Below are 23,134 nucleotides of genomic sequence, written 5' to 3'. Positions count from 1 at the left end.
GGCACCATCATTGCGCAACTGCCAGCGCGTCCGCCAACAACGTTTCCGACGCGCCGTCCAACCAGTGAATGCGCGGGTCACGGCGGAACCACGATCGTTGCCTGCGTACGAACCGCCGGGTGGCCGTTTTGGTCGCCTCGCGCGCTTCGTCCTCGGTGAGTTCGCCGTCGAGCTGGGCCAGTGCCTGCTGGTATCCGAGCGCGCGTCCGGCCGTGCGGCCCTCGCGGAGTCCGTCCAGGGACGCCACCTCGGCCACCAGGCCCGCCTCCCACATGAGATCGACCCGGCGGTCCACCCGAATGTCCAGATTGTCGCGATCAACGCCGAGCTGCACGTGGGGATACACCGGTGTCGGGGACGGCAGCGAGGCGGTGAACGGAAGCCCGGTCAACTCGATCACCTCGAGCGCCCGTACGACGCGCCGCCCATTAGAGGGAAGAATCTTGGCGGCGGCCACGGGGTCGAGTTCCCGGAGCCGGTCGAACAACGGGACGCCTCGGGACAATTCATCCTCGAGGCGGGCCCGGATCACCGGATCGGTGCCGGGGAACGCGAAGTCCTCCAGCACCGAGCGTACATAAAGGCCTGATCCTCCGACGAGCAGCGGCACCTTGCCCCGGGCGGCGATGTCGTCGACCGCCGCGCGTGCCAGTTTCTGATATTCGGCCACGCTCGCCGCGTCCCGGACGTCCCAGATGTCCAGCACGTGATGCGGGACGCCCTCGCGTTCCTCGACGCTCAACTTCGCGGTGCCGATGTCCATGCCGCGGTACAACTGCATCGAGTCCGCGTTGACGATCTCCCCGCTCAGGGCGTGTGCGAGAGCGATGCTCAGGGCCGACTTGCCGGCGGCGGTCGGCCCGACGACGGCCATCACCCGGGGATGGGGGTGGTTCGGCACGGAGCAACGGTAGGACACCGTATGGTCACGGTCATCGGCGGGCACTTGGTCGTAACCGGGTTGGACCTGTGACAATGCGCGAGAAAGAATGTCAAGTGAGGTACGGCATTCTTGACTGCGCTGTGGCGGTGGTCGGAGCGAGGAGGCTCACGGCTGCCGGGAAGAACGAGGATGAGCTGATGAACGACTGGACAACCTTCGGGCGAGTCGATGCCGACGGCACCGTCTACGTCAAGACCGCCGAGGGCGACCGGGTGGTCGGCTCATGGCAGGCGGGCACTCCCGAGGAGGGTCTGGCCCACTTCGCCCGCCGGTTCGCCGATCTGGTCACCGAGGTCGACCTGATCGAGGCCCGGCTCAAGTCCGGCGCGGCCGACGCCGCCCACTCCCTGACCAGCGTCAAGCGGCTGCGCACCCAGCTCGACGAGGCACACGTCGTCGGCGACATCGACGGGCTCGCCGCCCGGCTCGAACGGCTGTCCACCCTCGCCGACGAAAAAGCCGGCGAGGCGCGCGTGGCCCGTGAGGCGGCCCGCGGCGAGGCGATCGCCCGCAAGACCTCGCTGGTCGAGGAGGCGGAGAAGATCGCCGCCGAGTCCACCGGCTGGAAGACGGCCGGCGACCGGCTCAAGGAAATCCTCGACGAGTGGAAGACGATCCGCGGCGTCGACAAGAAGACCGACGGCGAGCTGTGGAAGCGTTTCGCGACCGCCCGGGACGGCTTCACCCGCCGCCGCGGCGCCCACTTCGCCACCCTCGACGGCCAGCGCAAGCAGGCGCAGACCGCCAAGGAGGAACTGGTCGCCGAGGCGGAGGCGCTGTCCGAGTCGTCCGAGTGGGCGCCGACCGCCAACCGGCTCAAGGAACTGATGACCGAGTGGAAGGCCGCGCCGCGCGCCGCGAAGGAGGCCGAGCAGCGCCTCTGGGAACGCTTCCGGGCCGCGCAGGACGCCTTCTTCACCCGCCGCAGCGAGGTCTTCTCCGCCCGCGACGCCGAGTTCAAGGGCAACCTGGAACGCAAACAGGCGATCCTCGCCGAGGTCGAGGCGCTGGACGTCGACGCCGACCCGCGCGCGGCACAGAACAAGATGCGTGACGCGCAGGCCTCCTGGCACGACGCCGGCCGGGTGCCGCGCGAGTCGCAGGCCGGTCTGGATCGCCGCTGGCGGGCCGCGGAGGAACGCATCCGGGTGGCCATGGACTCGGCCTGGCGCAAGACGGCGCCGCAGGACAACCCGCTGCTCCAGCAGATGCGCGAGCAGGTCGCGGAGGCCGAGCAGCGTCTCGCCCGCGCGGAGGCGGCCGGCGACAAGAAGCGGATCAAGGAGGCCCAGCAGGCGCTCGAATCCAAGCGTCAGTTCCTGGCCTTGGCGGAGCAGGCTTCCTAAGATCAAAACCGTTCTGGAGTACGTGCACAGCACCTGCACGTCATCAGTGGCCCGGACCGTAAATGGTCCGGGCCGCTTCTTGCTTCACCGACGAGGGCGCAGTCTCGCCCCGGTGCTGCAGGCGCTCTACGACTGGGGCACCGAGCGGGCCGAACGCACCGGCGTCACCTTCCCTACGTGACCGCGCAGCCGCCTGTGGTCGCCGCCAGCGGTGCGGGCGCGCCGATCGTGGGAAGGCCCAGGTTGACGCCGGGCATCCGCGGGGTGCGGCCGGCTTCCCAGGCGTCACCCGCGCGGGTGCGGCGGTGGCTGACCGGGTCGCCGTCGGCGTTCAGGTGGTGCGGGGCGGCGTAGGTGATCACGGTCTCGACGATGTCGCCCGGACGCGGGGCCAGGCCGCCGGTGGCGAAGTGCACGAGACGGCCGTCGCGGGCCCGGCCGCTCAGCCGGCCCGTACGCTCGTCCTTGCGACCCTCACCCACCGCGACCAGCACTTCGACCGTACGCCCGACCTGCTTCTTGTTCTCCGCCCAGGTGATGTCCTCGAGCGTGGCGATCAGCCGCTCGTACCGTTCCTGCACGACCGCTTTGGGCACCTGGTCCGGCATGGTCGCGGCGGGGGTGCCGGGACGGATCGAGTACTGGAAGGTGAACGCGGTGGAGAACCGCGCCGCGCGCACCACCTCGAGCGTCTGCTCGAAGTCGGCCTCCGTCTCGCCCGGGAACCCGACGATGATGTCGGTGGTGATCGCGGCGTCCGGCATCGCGGCGCGCACCTTGTCGATGATGCCCAGGTACTTCTCCCGGCGGTAGCTGCGGCGCATGGCCTTGAGCACCGCGTCGGAGCCGGACTGCAGCGGCATGTGCAGCGACGGGCAGACGTTCGGCGTCTCGGCCATCGCGGCGATCACGTCGTCGGTGAAGTCCTTCGGGTGCGGGCTGGTGAACCGCACCCGCTCCAGGCCGTCGACCTCGCCGCACGCGCGCAGCAGCTTGCCGAACGCGAGCCGGTCGCCGAACTCGGCGCCGTACGAGTTGACGTTCTGCCCGAGCAGAGTGACCTCGAGCACGCCCTCGGAGGTGAGCGCCTCCACCTCGGCGAGGATCTCGCCCGGCCGGCGGTCCTTCTCCTTGCCGCGCAGCGCCGGGACGATGCAGAACGTGCAGGTGTTGTTGCAGCCGACCGAGATCGAGACCCATCCCGCGTACGTGGACTCGCGGCGCGTCGGCAGCGTGGAGGGGAACACCTCCAGCGACTCGAGGATCTCCACCTCGGCGGCGGCGTTGTGCCGGGCGCGCTCGAGCAGGGCGGGCAGCGAGCCGATGTTGTGGGTGCCGAAGACCACGTCGACCCACGGCGCCTTCTTGACGATGTCGCCGCGGTCCTTCTGCGCGAGGCATCCGCCGACGGCGATCTGCATGTCCGGGTTCTTCAGCTTCGTCGGCCGCAGGTGGCCGAGGTTGCCGTAGAGGCGGTTGTCCGCGTTCTCCCGGACGGCGCAGGTGTTGAACACGACCACGTCGGCCGCGTCCGCGTCGGCGGCACGCACGTACCCCGCATCCTCCATCAGCCCGGAGATGCGTTCGCTGTCGTGCACGTTCATCTGACAGCCGTACGTGCGCACGTCGTAGGTTCGTTGGTCACTCGTCATAGCAGTGAAAAGGGTAGCCCTGTCACGCCGCGTTGCGCTCCGGGCCCACCGCACAGGCGGGGTCGGCGCCGGTGCAGGGACGCAGGTGCCGGCGCTCGGTGCCCTCGTCGGTCTCGATCTCGTCGACATGCACGGTCCGCCAGGTCCCGTCCGGCTCGCTCAGCACGTACCGCGTGGGGTTGAGCGAGTCGTCGGGAAGCAGGACCGCGGCACCGAGCTCGACCGCGACGGCGCTCGCGACGGTGATCTCATGATCAACGGACGGGACGAGGTAAAGGTCGATCATTGTCGGGAACTCGCCACCGACGTGGTAGACGTCCACCAGCACGGCAGAATCCTCAGCGTCCTCGGACATCCCGGTCACGGGGCGCTCTAAGACATCGGAGATCGCAGATCGGACCGAAGCCTCATCGATCCGACCGGCAACGGCCCAGTTCCAGATGCCACCCACCGGGTCAACGTCCGCCATACCGCTCATCGTGGACAACACTCCCGACCTGCATCTCCCTGTGTTACCGCTCCGTGACCATTCTCGGCGCTAACCGATACACCAGCCCCCCTAGAGTGGCCCCATCCGAGTGAACCGACGAACAGGACGGTGTCCGCACGTGGCTGACGACAAGGCTCTCATCGTCCTTGACAAGGTCAACAAGTGGTTCGGGCCCCTGCACGTGCTCCAGGACGTGGACCTGTCCGTCGCCCGCGGCGAGGTCGTCGTCGTGATCGGACCGTCCGGCTCCGGCAAGTCGACGCTGTGCCGGGCGATCAACCGGCTCGAGCCGATCAACTCGGGCACCATCGTCTTCGACGGGCAGGAGCTGCCGGCCGAGGGCAAGGGCCTGGCGAAGCTGCGCAGCGAGGTCGGCATGGTGTTCCAGTCGTTCAACCTCTTCGCGCACAAGACCATCCTGCAGAACGTCATGCTCGGCCCGCTGAAGGTGCGCCGGGAGAAGCCCTCGGTCGTCAGGGACCGCGCGATGGGCCTGCTCGACCGGGTCGGCATCGCCAGCCAGGCCGAGAAGTACCCGGCCCAGCTCTCCGGCGGCCAGCAGCAGCGCGTCGCGATCGCCCGCGCGCTGGCCATGCAGCCCAAGGCCCTGCTCTTCGACGAGCCCACCAGCGCCCTCGACCCGGAAATGGTCGGCGAGGTGCTGGACGTGATGACCTCGCTCGCCAAGGACGGCATGACGATGGTGGTGGTGACCCACGAGATGGGCTTCGCCCGGCACGCCGCCAACCGCGTGGTGTTCATGGCCGACGGTCAGCTGGTCGAGGAAGCGGCGCCGTCGGAGTTCTTCGCCAACCCGAAATCGGAACGGGCGAAGGACTTCCTCTCCAAGATCTTGACGCACTGAGTGTCCATCAAGGAGCCCTCAAAAGGCTCACTGCATCACCACCGAGGAGCGTAATGATGCGCACTACCCGTATTGCGGCCGCGATCGGGGCCCTGGCCCTGGCGCTGACCGTGACCGCCTGTGGCGGCGACGACAGCGAGGGTGGCAGCTCCGGCAACGCCAGCTTCGCCGCCGGGTCGACGATGGAGAAGCTGAACAAGGCTCAGAAGATCCGGGTGGGCACCAAGTTCGACCAGCCGGGCTTCGGCCTCAAGGGCCTCAGCGGCAAGCCCGAGGGCTTCGACGTCGAGATCGCCAAGCTGGTCGCCAAGGCGCTGGACATCCCCGAGGACAAGATCGAGTACCAGGAAACCCCGTCGACGGTCCGCGAGCAGGTCCTCCAGCAGGACAAGGTCGACATCGTGGTCGCGACGTACACGATCAACGACAAGCGCAAGGCCGTCATCGACTTCGCCGGGCCGTACTACATCGCCGGCCAGTCGATCCTGGTGAAGGCGGACGACGCCTCCATCACCGGGCCGGACTCCTTCAAGGACGGCACCAAGAAGGTCTGCTCGGTGACCAACTCCACCCCGGCCACCAACATCGAGAAGTACCTCGGTGACAAGACCAAGCAGCTGGTGCTCTTCGACATCTACCAGAAGTGCGTGGACGCGCTGAAGGGTGGTCAGGTCGACGCGGTCACCACCGACAACGTGATCCTGGCCGGCTTCGTCGCCACCAACGAGGGCGCCTTCAAGCTGGCCGGCCAGACCTTCACCGAGGAGCCGTACGGCATCGGCCTGAAGAAGGGCGACGCCGCCTTCAAGACCTTCATCAACGACACGCTGGAGAAGGCGTTCCAGGACGGTGCCTACAAGAAGGCCTGGGACGACACCGCCGGCAAGAACGACACGTCGGAGCTCAAGATCCCGACGATCGACCGTAGCTGAAGCTGAGTAGCTGAGGACCAGGGTGAGCCAGAGCTTGGTGGTGGCGACATGGGCGCCGTGATCGACAACTTCGACGTCTTCGCCGGTGGGTTCTGGCTCACCTTGCAACTCTGCATTCTCGCCGCGATCGGGGCGCTGGTCATCGGCGCCGTGATCGCGGTCTTCCGGATCTCCCCGGTGCCGCCGCTGCGCGCGATCGGCACCGGGTACGTCACGGTGTTCCGTAACGTCCCGCTGACCATCGTCTTCTTCTTCTCGGCGTTCGCGCTCCCGGCGCTCGGCTCCAATGCCAACTTCCTGCGCATCCCCGGGCTCGAGCAGATCTTCACCCGGTTGAGCATCGACCTGCCGTACTTCCGCTTCGCGATCATCGCGCTCAGCCTCTACACCGGCGCGTTCGTCTGCGAGGCACTGCGCGCCGGCATCAACGCGGTGCCCACCGGCCAGGCCGAGGCGGCCCGCGCGATCGGCCTGACCTTCGGTCAGAACCTCCGCTTCGTGGTCCTCCCCCAGGCGTGGAAGGCGGCCATCGTGCCGCTCGGCAGCGTGATCATCGCGATGATCAAGAACTCCGCGCTCGCCGGCTTCTTCGGTGTGGTGGGAGACCTCTCCAACAGCGGGTACGCGCTGATCACGGTCCGCGGCGAACCGACCATCCCGGTGATGATCGGCATCTCGATCGGCTTCCTCATCATGACCGTGCCCCTCGGCATCCTGCTCGACCGCATCGAGAAGCGCCGGGCGGTGGCCCGATGAGCCAGCAGACCACGCTCTACGACGCGCCCGGGCCCCGCGCCCGTCGCGTCACGATCATCAGCAGCATCGTCGTCGGCCTGCTGGTCCTGGTCGGTGTCTACTTCTTCGTCTACAAGCCGCTGGACGCGCGCGGCGAGTTCGACATGGACGTCTGGGCGCCGCTGATCGACCCGTCCGACGACGACTTCAGCGCGCTGTGGACCCGGATCGGGGACGGCTTCAAGGCCACCCTGATCGCCGCGGTGCTGGCCGTGGTCGCCTCGCTGATCGTCGGCACACTGCTGTCCATCGCGCGGATCTGGCTCAAGTCCGCCAGCCACCGCAAGTGGGTGGGCTTCCCCGCCCCGGTGGCGATCCTGCTGCGCGTGATCATGGTCGCGCTCGACGCGATCAGCCGGATCTTCGTCGAGGTGTTCCGTGGCCTGCCCGTGGTCATCACGGTCGTCTTCGTCTGGCTCGGCCTGCCGTCGCTCGGCGTCGAGCTCGGCGACCTGATCTGGTACCTGGTCCTCGGCCTGGTCCTCTACAACTCCGTGGTGATCGCCGAGATCCTGCGCTCCGGCATGGAGGGCCTGCCCGTCGGCCAGCGCGAGGCGGCCGAGGCGGTCGGCCTGAGCAGCGCGCAGACCATCCGGATGATCCTGCTGCCGCAGGCCTTCCGGATCATGCTGCCGGCGCTGATCAGCCAGCTCGTGGTGGTGCTCAAGGACACGTCGCTGGGCTTCATCATCGGGTACGAGGAGATCCTCCGGATCACCACGCAGGTCGTGCAGATCCTGGACAACCAGATCCAGATGTACGTCGTCGTCGGAACGATCTACATCCTGATCAACTACGGGCTGTCCAAGCTCGCCGGCTACGTGCAGCGCCGGCTCGCCCGCGGCAGCAAGACCCGCAACCTGCCGGTCGACGCCGAGCCTCCCGCCGCCATCGGCGCCGGGGTCGGCGGCGGGCTCGCCTAGGTCGTGCCGAGCGCCAGCCGGCTTGCCCGGCGTCTGCCGGCTTGCCCGGCGTCTGCCGGCTTGCCCGGCGTCTGCCGGACGGGGCCTAGCGGGCCAGCTCGGTGACCCGGGACTCGCGGACGACCGTGACGCGGATCTGACCCGGATAGGTCAGCTCCTCCTCGATCTGCTTCGCGACGTCCCGGGCGAGCACGGCGGCACCGATGTCATCGATGTCATCCGGGCGAACCATGACCCGGATCTCGCGGCCGGCCTGCATCGCGAAGACCTTCTCCACCCCCACCTTGCCGGCGGCGATCTCCTCGATCCGCTCCAGACGCTTCACGTACGCCTCGAGACTCTCCCGCCGCGCGCCCGGCCGCCCACCGGAACACGCGTCCGCGGCCTGAGTCAGCACCGCCTCGATGGTCTGCGGCGGCACCTCGTTGTGATGCGCCTCGATCGCGTGCACCACGTCCTCCGACTCGCCGTACTTGCGGGCCAGATCGGCGCCGATCAGGGCGTGGCTGCCCTCCACCTCGTGGGTGAGCGCCTTGCCGATGTCGTGCAGGAACGCGGCCCGCTTCATGGTCCGCACGTCCAGGCCCAGCTCGGCGGCCATGATGCCGGCGATGTGCGCGGTCTCCACCAGATGCTTCAGCACGTTCTGGCCGTAGCTGGTGCGGTACCTCAACCGGCCCACCAGGGTGGCCAGCTCCGGGTGGATGTCGGTGATGCCGACGTCGACCAGGGCGTCCTCGGCGGCCCGCTCGCACAGCTGGTCCACCTCGCCCTTGGCGGACTCGAAGACCTCCTCGATGCGGTGCGGGTGGATGCGGCCGTCCAGCACCAGCTTCTCCAGGGTGAGGCGGCCGACCTCGCGGCGTACCGGGTCGAAGCAGGAGAGCAGCACCGCCTCCGGGGTGTCGTCGATGATCAGGTTGACGCCGGTGGTCGACTCGAACGCCCGGATGTTGCGCCCCTCGCGGCCGATGATCCGGCCCTTCATCTCATCGCTGGGCAGGTGCAGAACGCTGACCACGCTCTCCGCGGTCTGCTCGCTGGCGATGCGCTGGATCGCATCCACCACGATGTGCCGGGCCCGGGTGTCGGCCGTCCGCTTCGCCTCGCCCTCGATGTCCCGGACCAGGATCGCGGCCTCCCGCTTGGCCTGCGCCTCGATCGTCTCGATCAGCTCCGACCGGGCCGCGTCGGCGCTCAGGCCGGCCACCCGCTCCAACTCCTTGCGCTGCCCCTCGACGGCGGCCGCCAGCTCGGCCTCCCGGACCGACAGCGCCGCCTCCCGCCCCGACAGGTCGGCGTCCATCGCCGCGAGCCGGCGCTCCCGCTCGACCAGGCGCTCGACCTCGTCGGCGTGCTGGCGTTCCCGCTCGTCGATCCGCGCGGCGCGGCGCTCGACCTCCGCGGCATGCTCCTTGGCGGTCGCGTTGAGCAGGGCCACCTCGCGCTCCCCGCTGCGGCGGGCGGCCGTGCGAGCCTGCTCGGCATCGGTCTCGGCCTGGCGGTGTGCGTGCTCGAGGATCGTGTCGGCCTCCCCGTGAGCCGTCTCGAGCACTCTGCGTGCCTCGGCGCGGGCGGCGTTCGCCTCGGCCTTCGCGGCGGCGGCCTCCGCGCGTACCGAAGCAGCTTTTGCCTTGGCGTGCTCGACCTGATCCTCGCGGTCCTTGGCGTCGACCTTGCTGGTCTGGATCTGGCGCAGCGCGCGTGACCCCAGATAGAGGCCGCCCACCACGAACGCGGCGAGTACGACGATCGCCACCACCAGAACAAAATCCAGGGCGGTCATGTCGCCGCGTCTCCCTTCGCCAGCGCCGCCCACCCGCGGGGGCGGCGGCGCTCCCCTGCACAGTCGGCGGGCGGGGGCCCGGGACGCGGCGGCGGGTCGTGACCCACCCCGGCCGGACCCGGCGGGCCGTCTTCCCTCGGCGCGCCATCCCCGGACTGCGGCGGCCGGAGCTGGTGCCTGCGGTCTGGCGGATGGTCGTCGGTGGTGTCAGTCGGTGCCCGCCCGGCCGCTTCGTCGCGACTGTGCACTTGTCTAGTTGTCCCGGCGTGCTCGCTGGCGTTGCCGGCCTCTTGCCCGTTTTGTCTTGCGATCTCGTCTATGCGGTCTGCTCTTGGCGGACTCGTCTTTGGCTTACGAACCCACTTACCGATGTCGGCGTCCCGGCGCGCGACCCTCGCGTGCCGGTGCACAGGGTTCGGCCGACCAAGGCTCGCAGGGCACGACTGACCGTCGACGCTCGTGTCGCGTCTCTGGCCGACCGCGGGTAAGACCGTCCAGCCCTCGCACGGTCGACGAGTGGCTGGATTATTTGATGCCGGAATGTAATGCGATCTATGTTGTGCGTGTTGCTTGCGATGGTCGGATAAACCTTGTGTAACGCGAGGCTAGGTCGCGGAAGCCGGTCCGGTCAAGGACTCATGATTCGTCAGCGGATGGGACGTACGGCACAGAAACGCACATACCCTGCTCAGGGACGTGCAGGGCAATTCAGGCGTACCGCCCCCACAGGTCCCGCATCGGAGCCCAGTCCTCGCCGACGCCCGACTTCCAGAACGCCAGCATGTACGCGGCCACCGGCGTCTTCGTGTCATCCCACCAGATGCCCGCGACCGTCTGCCGCGCCCGGTTCTCCTCGACGGTGTACGCGTACTCGACGTAGCTCCCCGACGTCCGGCCGCTCGGCGTCGCCTTGTCACCCGCCGGGCCGACCCCCGGAGTGAGAGTTCGGGCGTCGACGTTCTGACTGAGCGTCTTGACCCGCGCCTTGTCCCGGTCTGTCACGGTCGCGAACTCGACGAAGATCATGCTCATGCCGTCGAGCCGGCAGCGGACCCGGGTCTTCTCACCCTTGTTGAGGATCGGGCCGCCGACCTCGCCGTTCTTCTCACAGTTGGAGAGGTAGGGCAGCCAGCCCTGCGCGGCCGGGGCCAGGGCATCGGTCAGCCGGGCCTTGTTGAGCTCGATCTGGCTCTGCTCGTAGACACCGAACGCCGGCGCGGCCGACGTCGAGGGTGCCGGTGTGGCCGGCTCCGGCGAGGCGCTGGGGGCCGTTTCCCGGCCGATGAAGAAGCCGGGCGCCCCGAAGATCAGCAAGCCGGCGGCGAGTCCGGCCAGGATGCCGAAGACCAGCTTGTTGCGCTGCTTGGGCGGGGAGGGCTCGATGCGCGGGCCCGGCCGGGGCCCCGGCTCGAAGCCGAAGCGGTCGTCCGATCCGTAGCCGGGGCCGCCGGACGAAGGGCCGTACGCCTCGTCGCCGCCCGGACCGAACCGTGGTGCGCCACCTCCGACGCCCGGACCGAACGGATCGCCGCTCGCCGGGCTTCCTGCGCTTCCCAGGCCGTCTTGGCTTCCCGCGCCGTCGTGGCTTCCCGCGCCCCCTAGGCTTCCCGCGCCGCCTTGGCTTCCCGGGCCGAAGCGTGGGGCGCCCGACGACGGGCCCAGGCCGTACTGATCGAGTCCTCCGCCGGAAGACGGTGCGATCGGGAGTCCATAGGCGTCGACCGCTTCCTCCGACGGCGGCGCCGTCCACTGCGGGGCGCCCGAGCTGGGGTCCGACGCGTAGGGGGCGCCGTGGCTGGGGTCCGACGTGTAGGGGCCACCCGAGCTCGGCGCCGCGCCATAGGCCGGCGCACCGGAGCCGGGATGCTGCGGACCGCTGCTGGACTCATGGTGGGCCGCATCAGTGTGGAACGGGCCGTACGCCGCTGCGGTGGGGTATGGAGTCGACGGCTGCGCGGCGGGCGCGGCCGGGCCGTGGGCCATCGGTGTCCCGCTCACCTGGCCCGCCACCGAGGCGCCGCCGGTCTGGCCGGCGGGCGCCTCCGGCACGCCGCTGAACTGCGCGGCCGTCCCGGTCGGTGCTCCGCCGCCGGCGCCGGTCGATGTCGCGCCGCCTTGCGGGTCCGACGAAGCGGCACCGATCGGCGCGCCGACCGGCGGAGTGGCACCTGCCGGTGGGACGACCGGCGGAGTGGCACCTGCCGGTGGGCCGACCGGCGGAGTGGCACCTGCCGGTGGGCCGACCGGCGGAGTGGCACCTGCCGGTGGGCCGACCGGCGGAGTGGCACCTGCCGGTGGGCCGACCGGCGGAGTGGCACCTGCCGGTGGGACGACGTGGGTGGGCGTCGAGGTGCTGCCCTGAACGGGGATGACGGCGGCCGCGTCGGGCTGCGGCGGCACGATCGCGGTGCGATCGGCATCATGGGTCGGATCCTGATCCGGTGCGGACTGCGCCCCACCCGAACCGGTTTCCCGCGCAGCCGGATCGGCCCCTCGCCGAAAGGGCCCGTATCCACTCGAAACATCCTGGGAATTGCCGGTCACGGTGCATCATATTACTAGTCGGTCGCCAGGACCGACGCCCCGACAGATCAACGCTCGGCAATGACATCCTCGCTGATGCCATGACCGTCTTTGATCACCGGAGGCGGTTGTCGCTCCTGACTTCAGTTCATCGCCACACGCTTTCCCGGTGGACCGGAGGACGAAATCCGCGCACCGGGAATCGGCACGTCCGAGATGGTCGGCCTCGCTCTCGCGAACGCCGCTTGGCGACTTACCCGCGCCTTGCACCAACTTCCGCGCCGTACAGCGACCCTGTCTCCCGCGCGACGCTGCGACCATTTCTCCGGTCGCTCCCGAGAGGCCTCCTAAGCAGACAGCCGCCCCCGATCCGCCCTAAGCAGACGGCCTCCCCCGATCCGACCCTAAGCAGACGGCCGCTCCCGATGGGCCTCCTAAGCGGACTGCCCGGCCGCATCAGCAACCGGGCAGTCCGTATGACGCACGATCCGTGGTGACGACGCTCGGGCCGCCACGGCGAGGTGGATCAGTCCTCGGCCTGGACCTCCCGACGACGACGGGTGACCAGGATGAGGCCGACGCCGCCGGCCGCGATCGCCGCGCCGACGCCGGCGACGGTCACCACGTCCGTACCGGTGCGCGCAAGCTCCGGGCCGTTGTTGGACGAGCCGCCCGAGCCACCACCGACGTTGCTGTTGCGGTTACTGCCGCCGCCGTTGTTGCTGCCGCCGTTTTTGCCGCCGCCACCGTTGTTGTTACCGCCGCCGTTGTTGTTGCCGCCACCGCCGCCGGTGCCGGGGTTGGCCGGAGGGGTCTCGCCGGGGCCGTCACCACCGCCGGGGTTCTCGCCGCCACCACCACCGGGGTTGTCGCCACCCCCGCCAGGGTTGTCTCCGCCACCACCGGGGTGGTCGCCACCCCCGCCAGGAATGTCACCACCGCCAGGGTGATCGCCACCCCCGCCAGGAATGTCACCGCCCCCACCCGGGTTGTCGCCGCCACCGGGGTTGTCATCATCCCCGCCAGGGTTCTGGCCGCCGCCTCCGCCGGGGTTGTCCCCACCGTTACCGGGGTTGTCGCCACCGTTGCCGGGGTTGTCACCGCCGCCGTCCGGCGGGTCGAGGGTCAGGGCACCGCCCGTGTGCACGGTCAACACCGCTGCGGAGGCGGTCGAAGCGCCCGCGATCGTGGCAGCGGCGATCGCGCCGACGACCAGGCCCAGACGCGCGACCGCACGCATTCCGCGGCTGCGAGCAAGCTGGTTGGTACTCAACGTTCCTCCCCGTACTGTCGAACAAAGAACTCATCGTCCCTATTGGACAATGTGTTCCTTGAAGCAATCAGGGAAGCAACGTACCCATTTTCCGGCAACCGCGCCATCCATGGTTGACAATACGGACACAGCGGACAGTGCTCTGGTCAGCGCCTCGAGGGAGCGCTTCGTCACAGCATTGCATTCGTGTCACAAAACCGTATCGGTCTATTCGTCTGCCATCGCATCGGGATCGATCTGCTCCACGAATTCGGCCGCTTCCGCATCACGCGCCGCTAATGCGTCCTTCACCGCGCGAATGGCGACACCCGCCGAGTACCCCTTCCGCGCCAGCATGCCGACGAGCTTCCGGAAGACCGCGTCGGGCTCGCCCCGAACCGTGCGCAGCTTGCGATCGACCAGCGCCCGCGCGGTGGCTGCTTCCGCCTCGTCGTCCACGCTTTCCAGCGCGACCCCGGCGACTTCGGCATCGACGCCGCGTTGTCGCAGCTCGTTGGCCAGCGCCCGACGCGCGAGCCCGCGTCCTTGATGCCGGGTGGACACCCACGCCCGCGCGAACGCCGCGTCATCGATCATGCCGACCTCGTCGTACCGGTCGAGCACCTCGGCGATCACCTCGTCGGAGATCTCCCGCTTGGCCAGCACCTTGGCCAGCTCGGACCGGGTACGCGGCCGCACGGCCAACTGCCGCAGACAGATCTCCCGCGCGACCTCAGCCTCCGGCCGCGGCGGCCCGTCCTCCCGAGCCGGCCGCCCCCGGCCGGCACCGCGCCCCCGGCCGCCCTCACGCTCCTGATCACCCGGCTGCCGCCACCCGGCACCACGCGCCCGGCCACCCTCGCGCTCCGGACCACTCGCTTGACCCCACCCAGCACCACGCGCCCGGCCACCCTCACGCTCCGGACCACTCGCTTGACCCCACCCGGCACCACGGCCGCGTTCCCCGAACGCACGACCTCGCCCACGAGGAGTCGCGCCCGGCTCGTTCACGTCGCCGTCGTCGCGGCCGTCGTCCGACATGCCCATACCGGTCCCATCATCACGCCTGCGTGCGCTGGACTGACTCGAACCGTGGGCCGATCGGAACCCATCTCTCGCCGTTGATCCCTCACCCGCCCGCGTAAGTTCCTCACGCACCGCGGTCAGATCACCGCCCGACCTCAACCCGGCCAGCGCATCCCTCAACGCGGCCAGCGCGGTCGGATCACCGGCCCGGCCCATGGTCAGATCACCGGCCCGGCCCGCCACCAGATCACCGGCCGGGTCCGCAGCCGGCTCGCCGACCCGATCCGGGGCCAGATCGCCGGCTCGGTCCGCACTCGGATCACCGGCTCGATCAGCGGCCTCACGCCGCTTCCCCTCCGAGATGCCGCCGACATTCGCACGACGCGCCCCCTCAGGAACCGCGTCGGTGCCCGCCCACAAATCGCTTTCGTCCGCCGGTCCGGCCCAGTCGTCCGCGGCCAGATCAAGCTCAGCCGGACCGAAACCGCTCAGGTCGAGCTCGTCCGAACCGAGATCGGCCACATCGCGGTCCGCCCGGCGCGGAGAGCGTCGACCCGGCGAGCTCCGCCGGCGGCCACCAGGAACGTTGCCGCGTTCCGGGTCACCGGGCGGAAGCTCGCCGAGAGGCCCATCGCCGGTCGGTTTCGGCGGGATCGCGTCCCACCCGCGGCCCGACCGTGCCCCACGTCGTCCGGGCATCGGGGCTCAGCACCCCGGTCCGTTCACGCAGCAGCGCGTGACCGGCATCAGACGAGGGCGCGTAGCCAGCATCAGACGAGGGCGCGTGGCCGTCATCAGACGACAGCGCGTGGCCGGCATCAGAAGTCGACCGGCGGCAGCTCGACACCGCCCGCCGCGTCGCCGGTCGTCTGGCCGACGCCCAGCTTCTCGAGGATCTTCTTCTCGATCTCCGCGGCGACGTCGGGGTTCTCCTTGAGGAACTCCCGCGCCTTCTCCTTGCCCTGGCCGAGCTGGTCACCGTCGTAGGTGTACCAGGCGCCGGACTTGCGGATGATGTTCTGCTCGACACCGACGTCGATCAGCGAGCCCTCACGGGAGATGCCCTTGCCGTACATGATGTCGAACTCGGCCTGCTTGAACGGCGCGGCCACCTTGTTCTTCACGACCTTGACGCGGGTGCGGTTGCCGACCACGTCGGTGCCGTCCTTGAGGCTCTCGATGCGGCGCACGTCGAGGCGGATGGACGAGTAGAACTTCAGCGCGCGACCACCGGTCGTGGTCTCCGGCGAGCCGAACATCACGCCGATCTTCTCGCGCAGCTGGTTGATGAAGATCGCGGTCGTCCCGGAGTTGCTCAGAATGCCGGTGATCTTGCGCAGCGCCTGGCTCATCAGCCGGGCCTGCAGACCCACGTGGCTGTCGCCCATCTCGCCCTCGATCTCGGCGCGCGGCACCAGGGCGGCCACCGAGTCGATGACGATGATGTCGAGGGCGCCGGAGCGGATCAGCATGTCCGCGATCTCCAGCGCCTGCTCGCCGGTGTCCGGCTGGGACACGAGCAGCGCGTCGGTGTCCACGCCGAGCGCCTGAGCATAATCCGGGTCGAGGGCGTGCTCGGCGTCGATGAACGCCGCGATGCCGCCGTTGCGCTGCGCGTTCGCCACCGCGTGCAACGCCACAGTGGTCTTACCGCTCGACTCCGGGCCGAACACCTCGACGACGCGGCCGCGCGGCAGACCGCCGACGCCGAGCGCCACATCGAGCGCGATGGAGCCGGTCGGGATGACGGCGGTCTGCACGACCGGCCGCTCGCCCAGCCGCATCACCGAGCCTTTGCCGAACTGCTTGTCGATCTGGGCCAGCGCCAGATCGAGTGCCTTGTCCCGGTCAGGTCCTGCAGCCATGTCCGCCACCCCTGTAGTCGCCCTGGTACCTGCGCTCGACTTGGCAGGCGTCTTCGATGAGCTTCTGTTCACCACGCGGCACACGCTAGGCGGTGGGTACGACAAAAAATGCGCCGCCCTGCCGAAGCCTGTGGATGACCATGCCGCTGTGGACGATAGCCGAACATCTGTTCGAGGATCGAGCGACACGCCGAACAGATGTGCTAACGCTGGTCAGTGCAAGCGCGACGGGATTCGATCGGGATACGCGGCGACAATTACGCGCCAGACAGTAGCCGCATCCTCACCCTGAGCGAATGCCTGATTAATTGTCCTGCCTCTGAGATCCGCGAAAGTGTGATCCTCGGCAAGACTCTGGGCGTAGGCGCGGCCGAACGCCTCCTCGAGCCGAGCCCAGAAATCCGTCAGCCGCACGTCGAGCTCCTTCGGTAGTTCAGATCTCTCCATGGTGCCGTGCCGCGGGCGTGATGCCACCGGCGGGCGGGCACCGGCACACGCGATGCGGTGAGCGTCACGCGGCCGGAGACCCGCTCCGTCCGGCAGTCAGGCTCGAACCCTCGTCAGACCTCGGCTCCCGGCAAGCCGCGCCAGACCAGATCCGCGCGGAATCGTCCCGGCAAACAGGCCGCATCGTCCCGGCAAACAGGCCGCGGTCCCGACGAGAACGTCGCGAACCGGTCCCCGTCACGCCGCTCAGACAACACCGACCCGGTGACGCCCGGACCGGCTTGACGACCCAACCAGGGCTCGCCAGGTCAGGCGCGCAGCTTTCGGTAGGCCCGCGCGGACAGCGGCAGGAACACCGCGATGAGAACCAGCGGCCAGCCCAGCGCCAGCCACACCGCGCCGTCGACCAGCGGCCCGTCCGTGATGCCGGTCGGGTTGCCGAAGAGCTGCCGGGTCGCCGACGCGGTCGCGGACAACGGGTTCCACGAGGCGACGGCGCCCAGCCACGCCGGCATCGTCTCGGCCGACACGATCGCGGTGGACAGGAAGCCGATCGGCCAGACCAGCACCTGCACGGCCATGGTCGCGCTCTCACCGCGGAAGGACAGCCCGACGAAGATCCCGATCCACAGCACCGCGAATCGCAGGAGCAGGAGAAGCAGCACGGCGAGGACCGCGGACGCCGGATCGCTGGTGATCCGCCACCCGATCAGCAGGCCGCCGAGGATCAGGACGAGCAGCTCGGCCGCCGAGTTGACCATGTCGGCGCCGACCCGCCCGAGCGACACCGAGGCGCTGCCGATCGGGAGCGATCGGAACCGGTCGGTGATGCCGCGGCGCGCGTCGGCGGCCATCGCGGTGGCCGTGGTCTCGACGCCGAACATCATGCTCAGCGCCAGCATGCCAGGCAGCAGAAACTCGATGTAGTCGCCGCCGCCCGGGACGGTGATCGCCCCGCCGAACAGGAACCCGAAGATCAGCAGCAGCATGATCGTGAACAGCAGACCGAAGATCGGCGTCCATGGCTGGCGTACCCAATGGGCCAGATCTCGCTGGGTGATCACCCAGCCGGCGCGCAACGTGCTCACCGCGCCACCTCCTTCTCGGTCAGGGTGAGAAACACCTCGTCGAGGGTCGGCCGCCGTAGGACGAGGTCCTCGGGGGTGATGCCGAGCGCGTCGAGCGCGCGGACGATCTCGGCAAGCGCGGTCACCCCGGCACCCACCTCGAAGGTCACCGCATGCGCCTCGGCGTCGACCGCCGCGGGCACGCCGACCGCCTCGGACAGTCGCCGGGCCAGATCCTCCAGCGGCTGGCGCAGGGGCAGGGTCACGGTGACCCGATCGCCACCGACCTGCCGTTTCAGGGCCGCGGGGCTGCCGGTCGCCACCACCCGCCCGTGGTTGAGCACCGAGATCCGCGACGCCAGCTGGTCGGCCTCGTCGAGGTACTGCGTGGTCAGCAGGACCGTCGTGCCGCGCGCGGCGATCTCGCGCACGGTCGCCCAGACCTCGTTGCGTGCACGCGGGTCCAGGCCGGTGGTCGGTTCGTCGAGGAAGAGCACGGCCGGGGTGAGGATCAAGCCGGCGGCGATGTCCAGCCTGCGGCGCATCCCGCCCGAGTACGTGGAGACGGCCCGCTCCGCCGCCTCGGTCAGCTCGAAGGCGTCCAGCAGCTCGTCCGCACGCGTGCGGGCGGCGGCGGTGCTCAGGCCGTACAGCCGGCCGAACATCACCAGGTTCTGCCGGCCCCCGAGGATCTCGTCGACGGCCGCGTGCTGTCCGACGAGTCCGATCCGGCGGCGCACCTGGCCGGCCTGCCGGCGCACGTCGAAGCCGGCCACGCTCGCCTCGCCCTCGTCGTAGTCGATCAGGGTGGCCAGGGCCTTGACCGCCGTGCTCTTGCCGGCGCCGTTCGGCCCCAGCAATCCGTGGATGGTGCCGGCCGCGACAGTCAGGTCGAAGCCGTCGAGTGCCTGCACGTTGCCGTAGCGCTTGCGTAGTCCGGTCGCGGTCAGGGTGTGGTCGGTGATCACCAGAACTCCTAACTCCGTACGCCTCACGGAATAAGGCGCGCGGTACACCGTACACCTCACGGGGTAATCTCCGCACATGGAAAACGAGGACGTCGATCGCACGCTCACGCTGCTGTGGCGGCGAACCCTCGGCACGCCGCAGGGCTCTCGGGGGCCGAAGCAGCGGGTCAGCGTCGACGAGGTGATCCAGGCCGGCATCGCCGTCGCGGACGAGGAGGGGCTGCTGGCGTTCTCGATGCGCAAGGTGGCCGACCGGCTCGGGCTGAAGCTGATGTCGCTCTACACCTACGTCCCCGGGCGGTCGGAGCTGATCGGGCTGATGGTCGACGAGGTGGCAGGCGAGCGAGAGCTGCCGGAACTGGTCGGGAGCCTGCGCGAGCGGCTCACCACGCTGGCCCGCAATCAGTGGGACGAGATCCACCGGCACCCGTGGCTGTTGCAGGCCGACAAGAGCCGGCCCTGGATCGGACCGAACGTCTCCGACCGATACGAGTGGCACCTCTCCGCGATCGAGGGCGCGGGACTCACCGACCTCGAGATGGATCAGGTGGTCACGCTGATCACCGGCTTCGCCGAGCAGTCGGCGCGCGCCTCGGTCGACGCGCGCCGGGCCGCGGAGAGCACCGGCATCTCGGATGTGCAGTGGTGGGAGATCAACGCACCGGTGCTGGAGCAGGTGATGCCCGCCGATCGATACCCGCTGTCCGGCCGGGTCGGCACGGCGGCCGGGCAGGAGTACAACGCGATCAGCGACCCGGAGCGATCGTTCCGCTTCGGCCTCGACCGCATCATCGACGGCTTGGAGAACCTGCTGAAGCGCCCTAACCCCGAAGGGCGGAACGGGCGACCTTGAGGTCGTCGACCAGCCCGCGATAGGCGGCGTCCCGGTCGTCGGCGCGCAGCACGGCCGACGGGTGGATGGTGGCGACGGCCTGGCACTCGGCGACCGGGAAGTCCTCCGGATGCTGGGCCGAGGCGGGCCAGGGCATGAGCTCCCCTCGGGACCGGGTGACCCGGAAGGACGGACCGAGCAGGGACTTGGCCGCCGTGGCGCCGAGCACCACCACGATCTCGGGCTTGAGCAGCCCGAACTCGGCGACCAGCCACGGCCGGCAGGCGGTGATGTGCGCCGGGCCCGGAGTCTGGTGGATGCGCCGCTTTCCGCGCATCTCGAACCGGAAGTGCTTGACCGCGTTGGTGATGTAGACCCAGGGCACCTCGATGCCGGCCTCCTCCACCGCGTCGCGGAGGACACGCCCGGCAGGTCCCACGAACGGAAGGCCCTGCTGGTCCTCGACGTCGCCGGGCTGCTCACCGACGAAGACGACCCGGGCGTCCGGAGCGCCCCGGCCGAAGACGGTCTGGGTGGCGTCCTCATGCAGCTCGCAGCCCTCGCACTGCGCGGCTGCCTGCTTGAGCTCGTCCAAGCCGCCCGGATGCGGCGGAACCCACTTCCCGGCCCCGGGCGGCGTCTCGTTCCTAGCCATCCCGGTGTTCTACCCCATACGCCGGCGACCGATCACCCCGCACCCGAATGGGTCGGCGCCCGGACGATCTCGATCATCGTGACGGCGCCGCGACGGAGCTCGGGTGCACGGCGACCGCGACCGCGTCGGCCAGGGGATCGACCCGCTCGGGATCGAGATCGCTGACCGTGATGCGGATGCCCGGCGGCGAATCGATGCGGAAGAGCGAGCCGGGCGCCACCGCGTAGCCCGCCTCGCGGAGCACCGACACGGCGCGGGTCTCGTCCGGCACTCGTACCCAGACGTTGAGGCCCGCGGAACCGACCGCCTGGACCGCGCGCTCCCGCAGGGCGCGCAGCAAGGTCTCGCGCCTGTTCTCATAGACGCCCGCGGCCGTCTCGACCCACGTGGCGACCGAAGGGTCCTGCCACACCCGCAGCAGCAGTCGTTGCAGCATGGTGGACACCCAGCCGCTGCCGATCCGCATCCGGCCGGCCACCCGCGCGATCGAGGTCTCGTCGCCGGCCACCACCGCGATCCGCAGGTCGGGACCGAACGGCTTCGACGCCGACCGCACGAACGCCCAGGAACCGGTCACCGGGCCGAGACACTGCAGCGCGGTGGTGGCGAGCTCGGCGGCATGGTCGTCCTCGATGAGCAGCACTCCCGGGTGGGCGGCGAGGACCGGCCGCAGCTCGAGCCGGCGTGCGGGCGACACGGACGCGCCCGTCGGGTTCTGCGCGCGGGACGTGATCACCACGGCTCGGGCGCCCAGCGACAGCGCGCGCTCCAAGGACGACGGCACCGGGCCGCTCTGATCCATCGCCACCGGGACGGCCTCCAGGCCGAGCACCGCGACCAGGTCGAGCAGGTTGGCCCAGCCCGGGTCCTCCACGGCGACCGCGTCACCCGGACGGAGGTAGACGGTGAGCAGCCGCTCGATGGCGTCGAGGGTGCCGCCGGTCACGGTGATGTCGGCGTCGGCCATCGGGACGCCGCCCGCGGCCAGCCGCTCGCGCGCCGCGTCGGCCAGGTCGGGCAGCACGCCGCCGTGGGTGTAGCCGATCGGGCCGCCCAGGCCTGCCGCGACCTCGCTCAGGCGGGGGCCGAGCGGCGGCAGGTGATGCACGCTGGGCTCGCCGGCGGAGACATCCCAGACCCCGGGAGCCACCTCGACGCGCAGAGCGGCACGGCTCGGAGCCACCGGCGGACGGGATCGCACCCGCGTGCCGCGCCGACCATGGGCCTCGATCACCCCGCGACGACGCAGCTCGCCGTAGGCCTTGGCCACGGTGGCCGGGCTGACCCTCAGCTCCTCGGCGAGCGTGCGGACCGGGGGCAGGGCGGCGCCCGCCTCGATCCGGCCCTCGCGGATGCCGGTCTCGATGCTCACGGAAATGGCTGAGGCACTCGCGCCGCTCACCTGATATTGTTCTGCCACAGACAATATTTTGTACTAGAACGAAGTTGTTGGCAAGTTTCGGGAGGCGACGTGACCGACAGCTACTCACCCACACCGCGGAGCACGGCAAGCCGCTACCGCGACCGCATGCACTACGACCACGACGTCGCCCACGCGATTCTGGACGAGGCGTATGACTGTTCCGTCGCCTTCGTCGTGGACGGTGAGCCTCGCGTGCTCCCCACGCTGCACGTCCGCGTCGGCGAGACGCTGTTCCTGCACGGGTCGACGGGCGGCAGGCTGGGCCTCACGGCCCGCTCCGGCGGGGTTCCGGTCTGCGTGTCGGTCACTCTGCTCGACGGCATTGTGTACGCGCGCTCGCACATGCACCACAGCGCCAACTACCGGTCCGTCGTGGCGCACGGCCTCGCCCGCCCGGTGACCGATCCGGCCGAGAAAGCGGCGGCGATGACCGCTCTGGTCGACAAGATCGGTCCTGGTCGCGCCGCGGACAGCCGGCCGCCGACCCGCAAGGAGATGGCCGAGACCCAGGTGCTCGCACTCGGCCTCGACGAGGTGTCCGCGCGCGTCCGCACGGGTGGCGTGGTGGATGAGGAGGCCGACCTCGACCTGCCCCACTGGGCCGGCGTGCTGCCCCTTCGCCGGGTCGCCGGCCCGCCCGAGACCGATGCCGGCGTGGCAGCGGCGCCGCCGGCCTATCTCGGCGGCACCTCGTCGCCCTGGCGGACGGCGGCCACGATGACCGGTCGGCACGTCCGGCTCGAGCAGCTCGCCCCGGGGCATGTCGACGGCTTGTCCGCGGCTCTCGACGACGACGAGACCTGGCAGTTCCTCTCCTCGCCGCGACCCACGTCCCGCGATCAGGTCGAGGCGATCGTGACCGATGCGCTGCGCGAGCAGTGGCTCGGCGGGCGTGTCCCGTGGGCGCAGCTTCATCCGGAGACCGGCGAGGTGCTCGGCACCACCAGCTACCACGACGTCGACGAGGCCGGCCGGGTGGTGGCGATCGGCCACTCGATCCTGGGCCGCCGTTCGTGGCGCACGGGTGTGAATACGGAGTCCAAGCTCCTGCTGCTGGAGCGGGCGTTCGAGGTGCTCGGCGCCGAGCGGGTGTTCTGGTACACCGATGTGCGCAACGAGCGGTCCCAGCGGGCGATCGCGAGGCTCGGGGCGAGCCGCGACGGGGTGATCCGGCGGCACCGGTTGCGGCCGGACGGCACCTGGCGGGACACGGTCTTCTTCGCCATGACCGCCGACGAGTGGCCGGCGGCCGCGACGCGACTACGCGAGCGGCTCGCCGAGGCAGGCCGCACGACGCAGCCGGCCTGACCATGCGCACACCACACGGGGGTGGAGTGCGCCGGC

At 70.0% G+C, this 23,134-nt stretch carries 21 protein-coding genes; 7 read left to right on the top strand and 14 right to left on the bottom strand.

All coding sequences use genetic code 11. The features are described from left to right. Nucleotides 1-7 precede the first annotated feature (7 nt). Nucleotides 8-874 carry a tRNA (adenosine(37)-N6)-dimethylallyltransferase MiaA gene (miaA, locus tag QSK31_RS10040; RefSeq protein ID WP_285683321.1) on the bottom strand — a complete coding sequence of 289 codons (867 nt, stop codon included), beginning with the start codon at nucleotides 872-874 and terminating at the stop codon, nucleotides 8-10. Nucleotides 875-1,080: 206 nt separating this feature from the next. On the opposite strand from miaA, the gene QSK31_RS10035 reads away from it, so the two are divergent. Then, a complete protein-coding gene (locus QSK31_RS10035) occupies nucleotides 1,081-2,289 on the top strand; it encodes a DUF349 domain-containing protein (RefSeq protein WP_285683015.1) in 1,209 nt (402 codons plus the stop codon). 173 nt (nucleotides 2,290-2,462) lie between these two features. Here the strand turns inward: QSK31_RS10035 and miaB are convergent, their stop codons facing one another. Next, on the bottom strand, nucleotides 2,463-3,941 hold the full coding sequence (gene miaB / locus QSK31_RS10030; RefSeq protein ID WP_285683014.1) for a tRNA (N6-isopentenyl adenosine(37)-C2)-methylthiotransferase MiaB: 1,479 nt from the start codon (nucleotides 3,939-3,941) through the stop codon (nucleotides 2,463-2,465). A gap of 22 nt (nucleotides 3,942-3,963) precedes the next feature. After that, nucleotides 3,964-4,296, bottom strand: coding sequence for a hypothetical protein (locus QSK31_RS10025; protein ID WP_285683012.1), 333 nt, complete (start codon nucleotides 4,294-4,296; stop codon nucleotides 3,964-3,966). Between the two features lie 253 nt (nucleotides 4,297-4,549). On the opposite strand from QSK31_RS10025, the gene QSK31_RS10020 reads away from it, so the two are divergent. From QSK31_RS10020 to QSK31_RS10005, 4 genes are read left to right on the top strand one after another with little or no spacing between them, the layout of a single operon-like run. Continuing rightward, complete coding sequence (locus QSK31_RS10020) at nucleotides 4,550-5,296, top strand: amino acid ABC transporter ATP-binding protein (RefSeq protein WP_285683010.1); 747 nt, start codon at nucleotides 4,550-4,552, stop codon at nucleotides 5,294-5,296. 56 nt (nucleotides 5,297-5,352) lie between these two features. Next, nucleotides 5,353-6,228 carry a glutamate ABC transporter substrate-binding protein gene (locus QSK31_RS10015; protein ID WP_285683009.1) on the top strand — a complete coding sequence of 292 codons (876 nt, stop codon included), beginning with the start codon at nucleotides 5,353-5,355 and terminating at the stop codon, nucleotides 6,226-6,228. A 48-nt stretch (nucleotides 6,229-6,276) separates the two neighbouring features. Then, on the top strand, nucleotides 6,277-6,984 hold the full coding sequence (locus tag QSK31_RS10010; RefSeq protein WP_285683008.1) for an amino acid ABC transporter permease: 708 nt from the start codon (nucleotides 6,277-6,279) through the stop codon (nucleotides 6,982-6,984). Further along, the gene (locus tag QSK31_RS10005; protein WP_285683007.1) at nucleotides 6,981-7,946 is read left to right on the top strand and encodes an amino acid ABC transporter permease; all 966 of its coding nucleotides are present in this window, start codon (nucleotides 6,981-6,983) and stop codon (nucleotides 7,944-7,946) included. Before QSK31_RS10010 ends, QSK31_RS10005 begins: the two co-directional genes overlap by 4 nt. Before the next feature lie 85 nt (nucleotides 7,947-8,031). Here the strand turns inward: QSK31_RS10005 and rny are convergent, their stop codons facing one another. From rny to QSK31_RS09960, 9 genes are all read right to left on the bottom strand, one after another. Then, nucleotides 8,032-9,732: a ribonuclease Y gene (rny, locus tag QSK31_RS10000; RefSeq protein ID WP_285683005.1), complete on the bottom strand. Its 1,701-nt coding sequence runs from the start codon at nucleotides 9,730-9,732 to the stop codon at nucleotides 8,032-8,034. A 708-nt stretch (nucleotides 9,733-10,440) separates the two neighbouring features. Beyond that, complete coding sequence (locus QSK31_RS09995) at nucleotides 10,441-11,781, bottom strand: hypothetical protein (protein ID WP_285683004.1); 1,341 nt, start codon at nucleotides 11,779-11,781, stop codon at nucleotides 10,441-10,443. 1,000 nt (nucleotides 11,782-12,781) lie between these two features. Then, entirely contained in the window at nucleotides 12,782-13,528 is a 747-nt protein-coding gene (locus tag QSK31_RS09990) for a hypothetical protein (protein ID WP_285683002.1), read from the bottom strand. Between the two features lie 207 nt (nucleotides 13,529-13,735). Continuing rightward, nucleotides 13,736-14,227: a regulatory protein RecX gene (locus QSK31_RS09985; RefSeq protein ID WP_285683320.1), complete on the bottom strand. Its 492-nt coding sequence runs from the start codon at nucleotides 14,225-14,227 to the stop codon at nucleotides 13,736-13,738. 524 nt (nucleotides 14,228-14,751) lie between these two features. After that, nucleotides 14,752-14,877, bottom strand: a complete 126-nt coding sequence (locus tag QSK31_RS09980; RefSeq protein WP_285683001.1) for a hypothetical protein — start codon at nucleotides 14,875-14,877, stop codon at nucleotides 14,752-14,754. 474 nt (nucleotides 14,878-15,351) lie between these two features. Continuing rightward, a complete protein-coding gene (gene recA / locus QSK31_RS09975) occupies nucleotides 15,352-16,398 on the bottom strand; it encodes a recombinase RecA (RefSeq protein ID WP_285683000.1) in 1,047 nt (348 codons plus the stop codon). A 213-nt stretch (nucleotides 16,399-16,611) separates the two neighbouring features. Next, entirely contained in the window at nucleotides 16,612-16,812 is a 201-nt protein-coding gene (locus tag QSK31_RS09970) for a DUF3046 domain-containing protein (RefSeq protein WP_285682999.1), read from the bottom strand. 341 nt (nucleotides 16,813-17,153) lie between these two features. Beyond that, nucleotides 17,154-17,933 carry an ABC transporter permease gene (locus tag QSK31_RS09965; protein WP_285682997.1) on the bottom strand — a complete coding sequence of 260 codons (780 nt, stop codon included), beginning with the start codon at nucleotides 17,931-17,933 and terminating at the stop codon, nucleotides 17,154-17,156. Further along, the gene (locus QSK31_RS09960; RefSeq protein WP_502872935.1) at nucleotides 17,930-18,877 is read right to left on the bottom strand and encodes an ATP-binding cassette domain-containing protein; all 948 of its coding nucleotides are present in this window, start codon (nucleotides 18,875-18,877) and stop codon (nucleotides 17,930-17,932) included. Before QSK31_RS09960 ends, QSK31_RS09965 begins: the two co-directional genes overlap by 4 nt. A 79-nt stretch (nucleotides 18,878-18,956) precedes the next feature. Here QSK31_RS09960 and QSK31_RS09955 point away from each other — a divergent pair, with 79 nt between their 5' ends. Then, nucleotides 18,957-19,733, top strand: a complete 777-nt coding sequence (locus tag QSK31_RS09955; RefSeq protein WP_285682995.1) for a TetR/AcrR family transcriptional regulator C-terminal domain-containing protein — start codon at nucleotides 18,957-18,959, stop codon at nucleotides 19,731-19,733. Here the strand turns inward: QSK31_RS09955 and QSK31_RS09950 are convergent. Together QSK31_RS09950 and QSK31_RS09945 are read right to left on the bottom strand one after the other, a co-directional pair. Next, complete coding sequence (locus QSK31_RS09950) at nucleotides 19,702-20,367, bottom strand: UdgX family uracil-DNA binding protein (protein ID WP_285682994.1); 666 nt, start codon at nucleotides 20,365-20,367, stop codon at nucleotides 19,702-19,704. The genes QSK31_RS09955 and QSK31_RS09950 overlap by 32 nt on opposite strands. 73 nt (nucleotides 20,368-20,440) lie before the next feature. Beyond that, nucleotides 20,441-21,787 carry an aminotransferase class I/II-fold pyridoxal phosphate-dependent enzyme gene (locus QSK31_RS09945; RefSeq protein ID WP_285682992.1) on the bottom strand — a complete coding sequence of 449 codons (1,347 nt, stop codon included), beginning with the start codon at nucleotides 21,785-21,787 and terminating at the stop codon, nucleotides 20,441-20,443. Nucleotides 21,788-21,838: 51 nt separating this feature from the next. Between QSK31_RS09945 and QSK31_RS09940 the strand changes: the two genes are divergently transcribed. Further along, nucleotides 21,839-23,098, top strand: a complete 1,260-nt coding sequence (locus QSK31_RS09940) for a bifunctional pyridoxamine 5'-phosphate oxidase family protein/GNAT family N-acetyltransferase (protein ID WP_285682990.1) — start codon at nucleotides 21,839-21,841, stop codon at nucleotides 23,096-23,098. The last annotated feature ends 36 nt before the right edge of the window (nucleotides 23,099-23,134 follow it).

It is taken from the genome of Actinoplanes sp. NBRC 103695, assembly GCF_030269485.1.
GTDB lineage: Bacteria > Actinomycetota > Actinomycetes > Mycobacteriales > Micromonosporaceae > Actinoplanes.
Note: the sequence above shows the minus strand (reverse complement) of the source record. Positions and strands in the feature narration are given on the sequence as shown.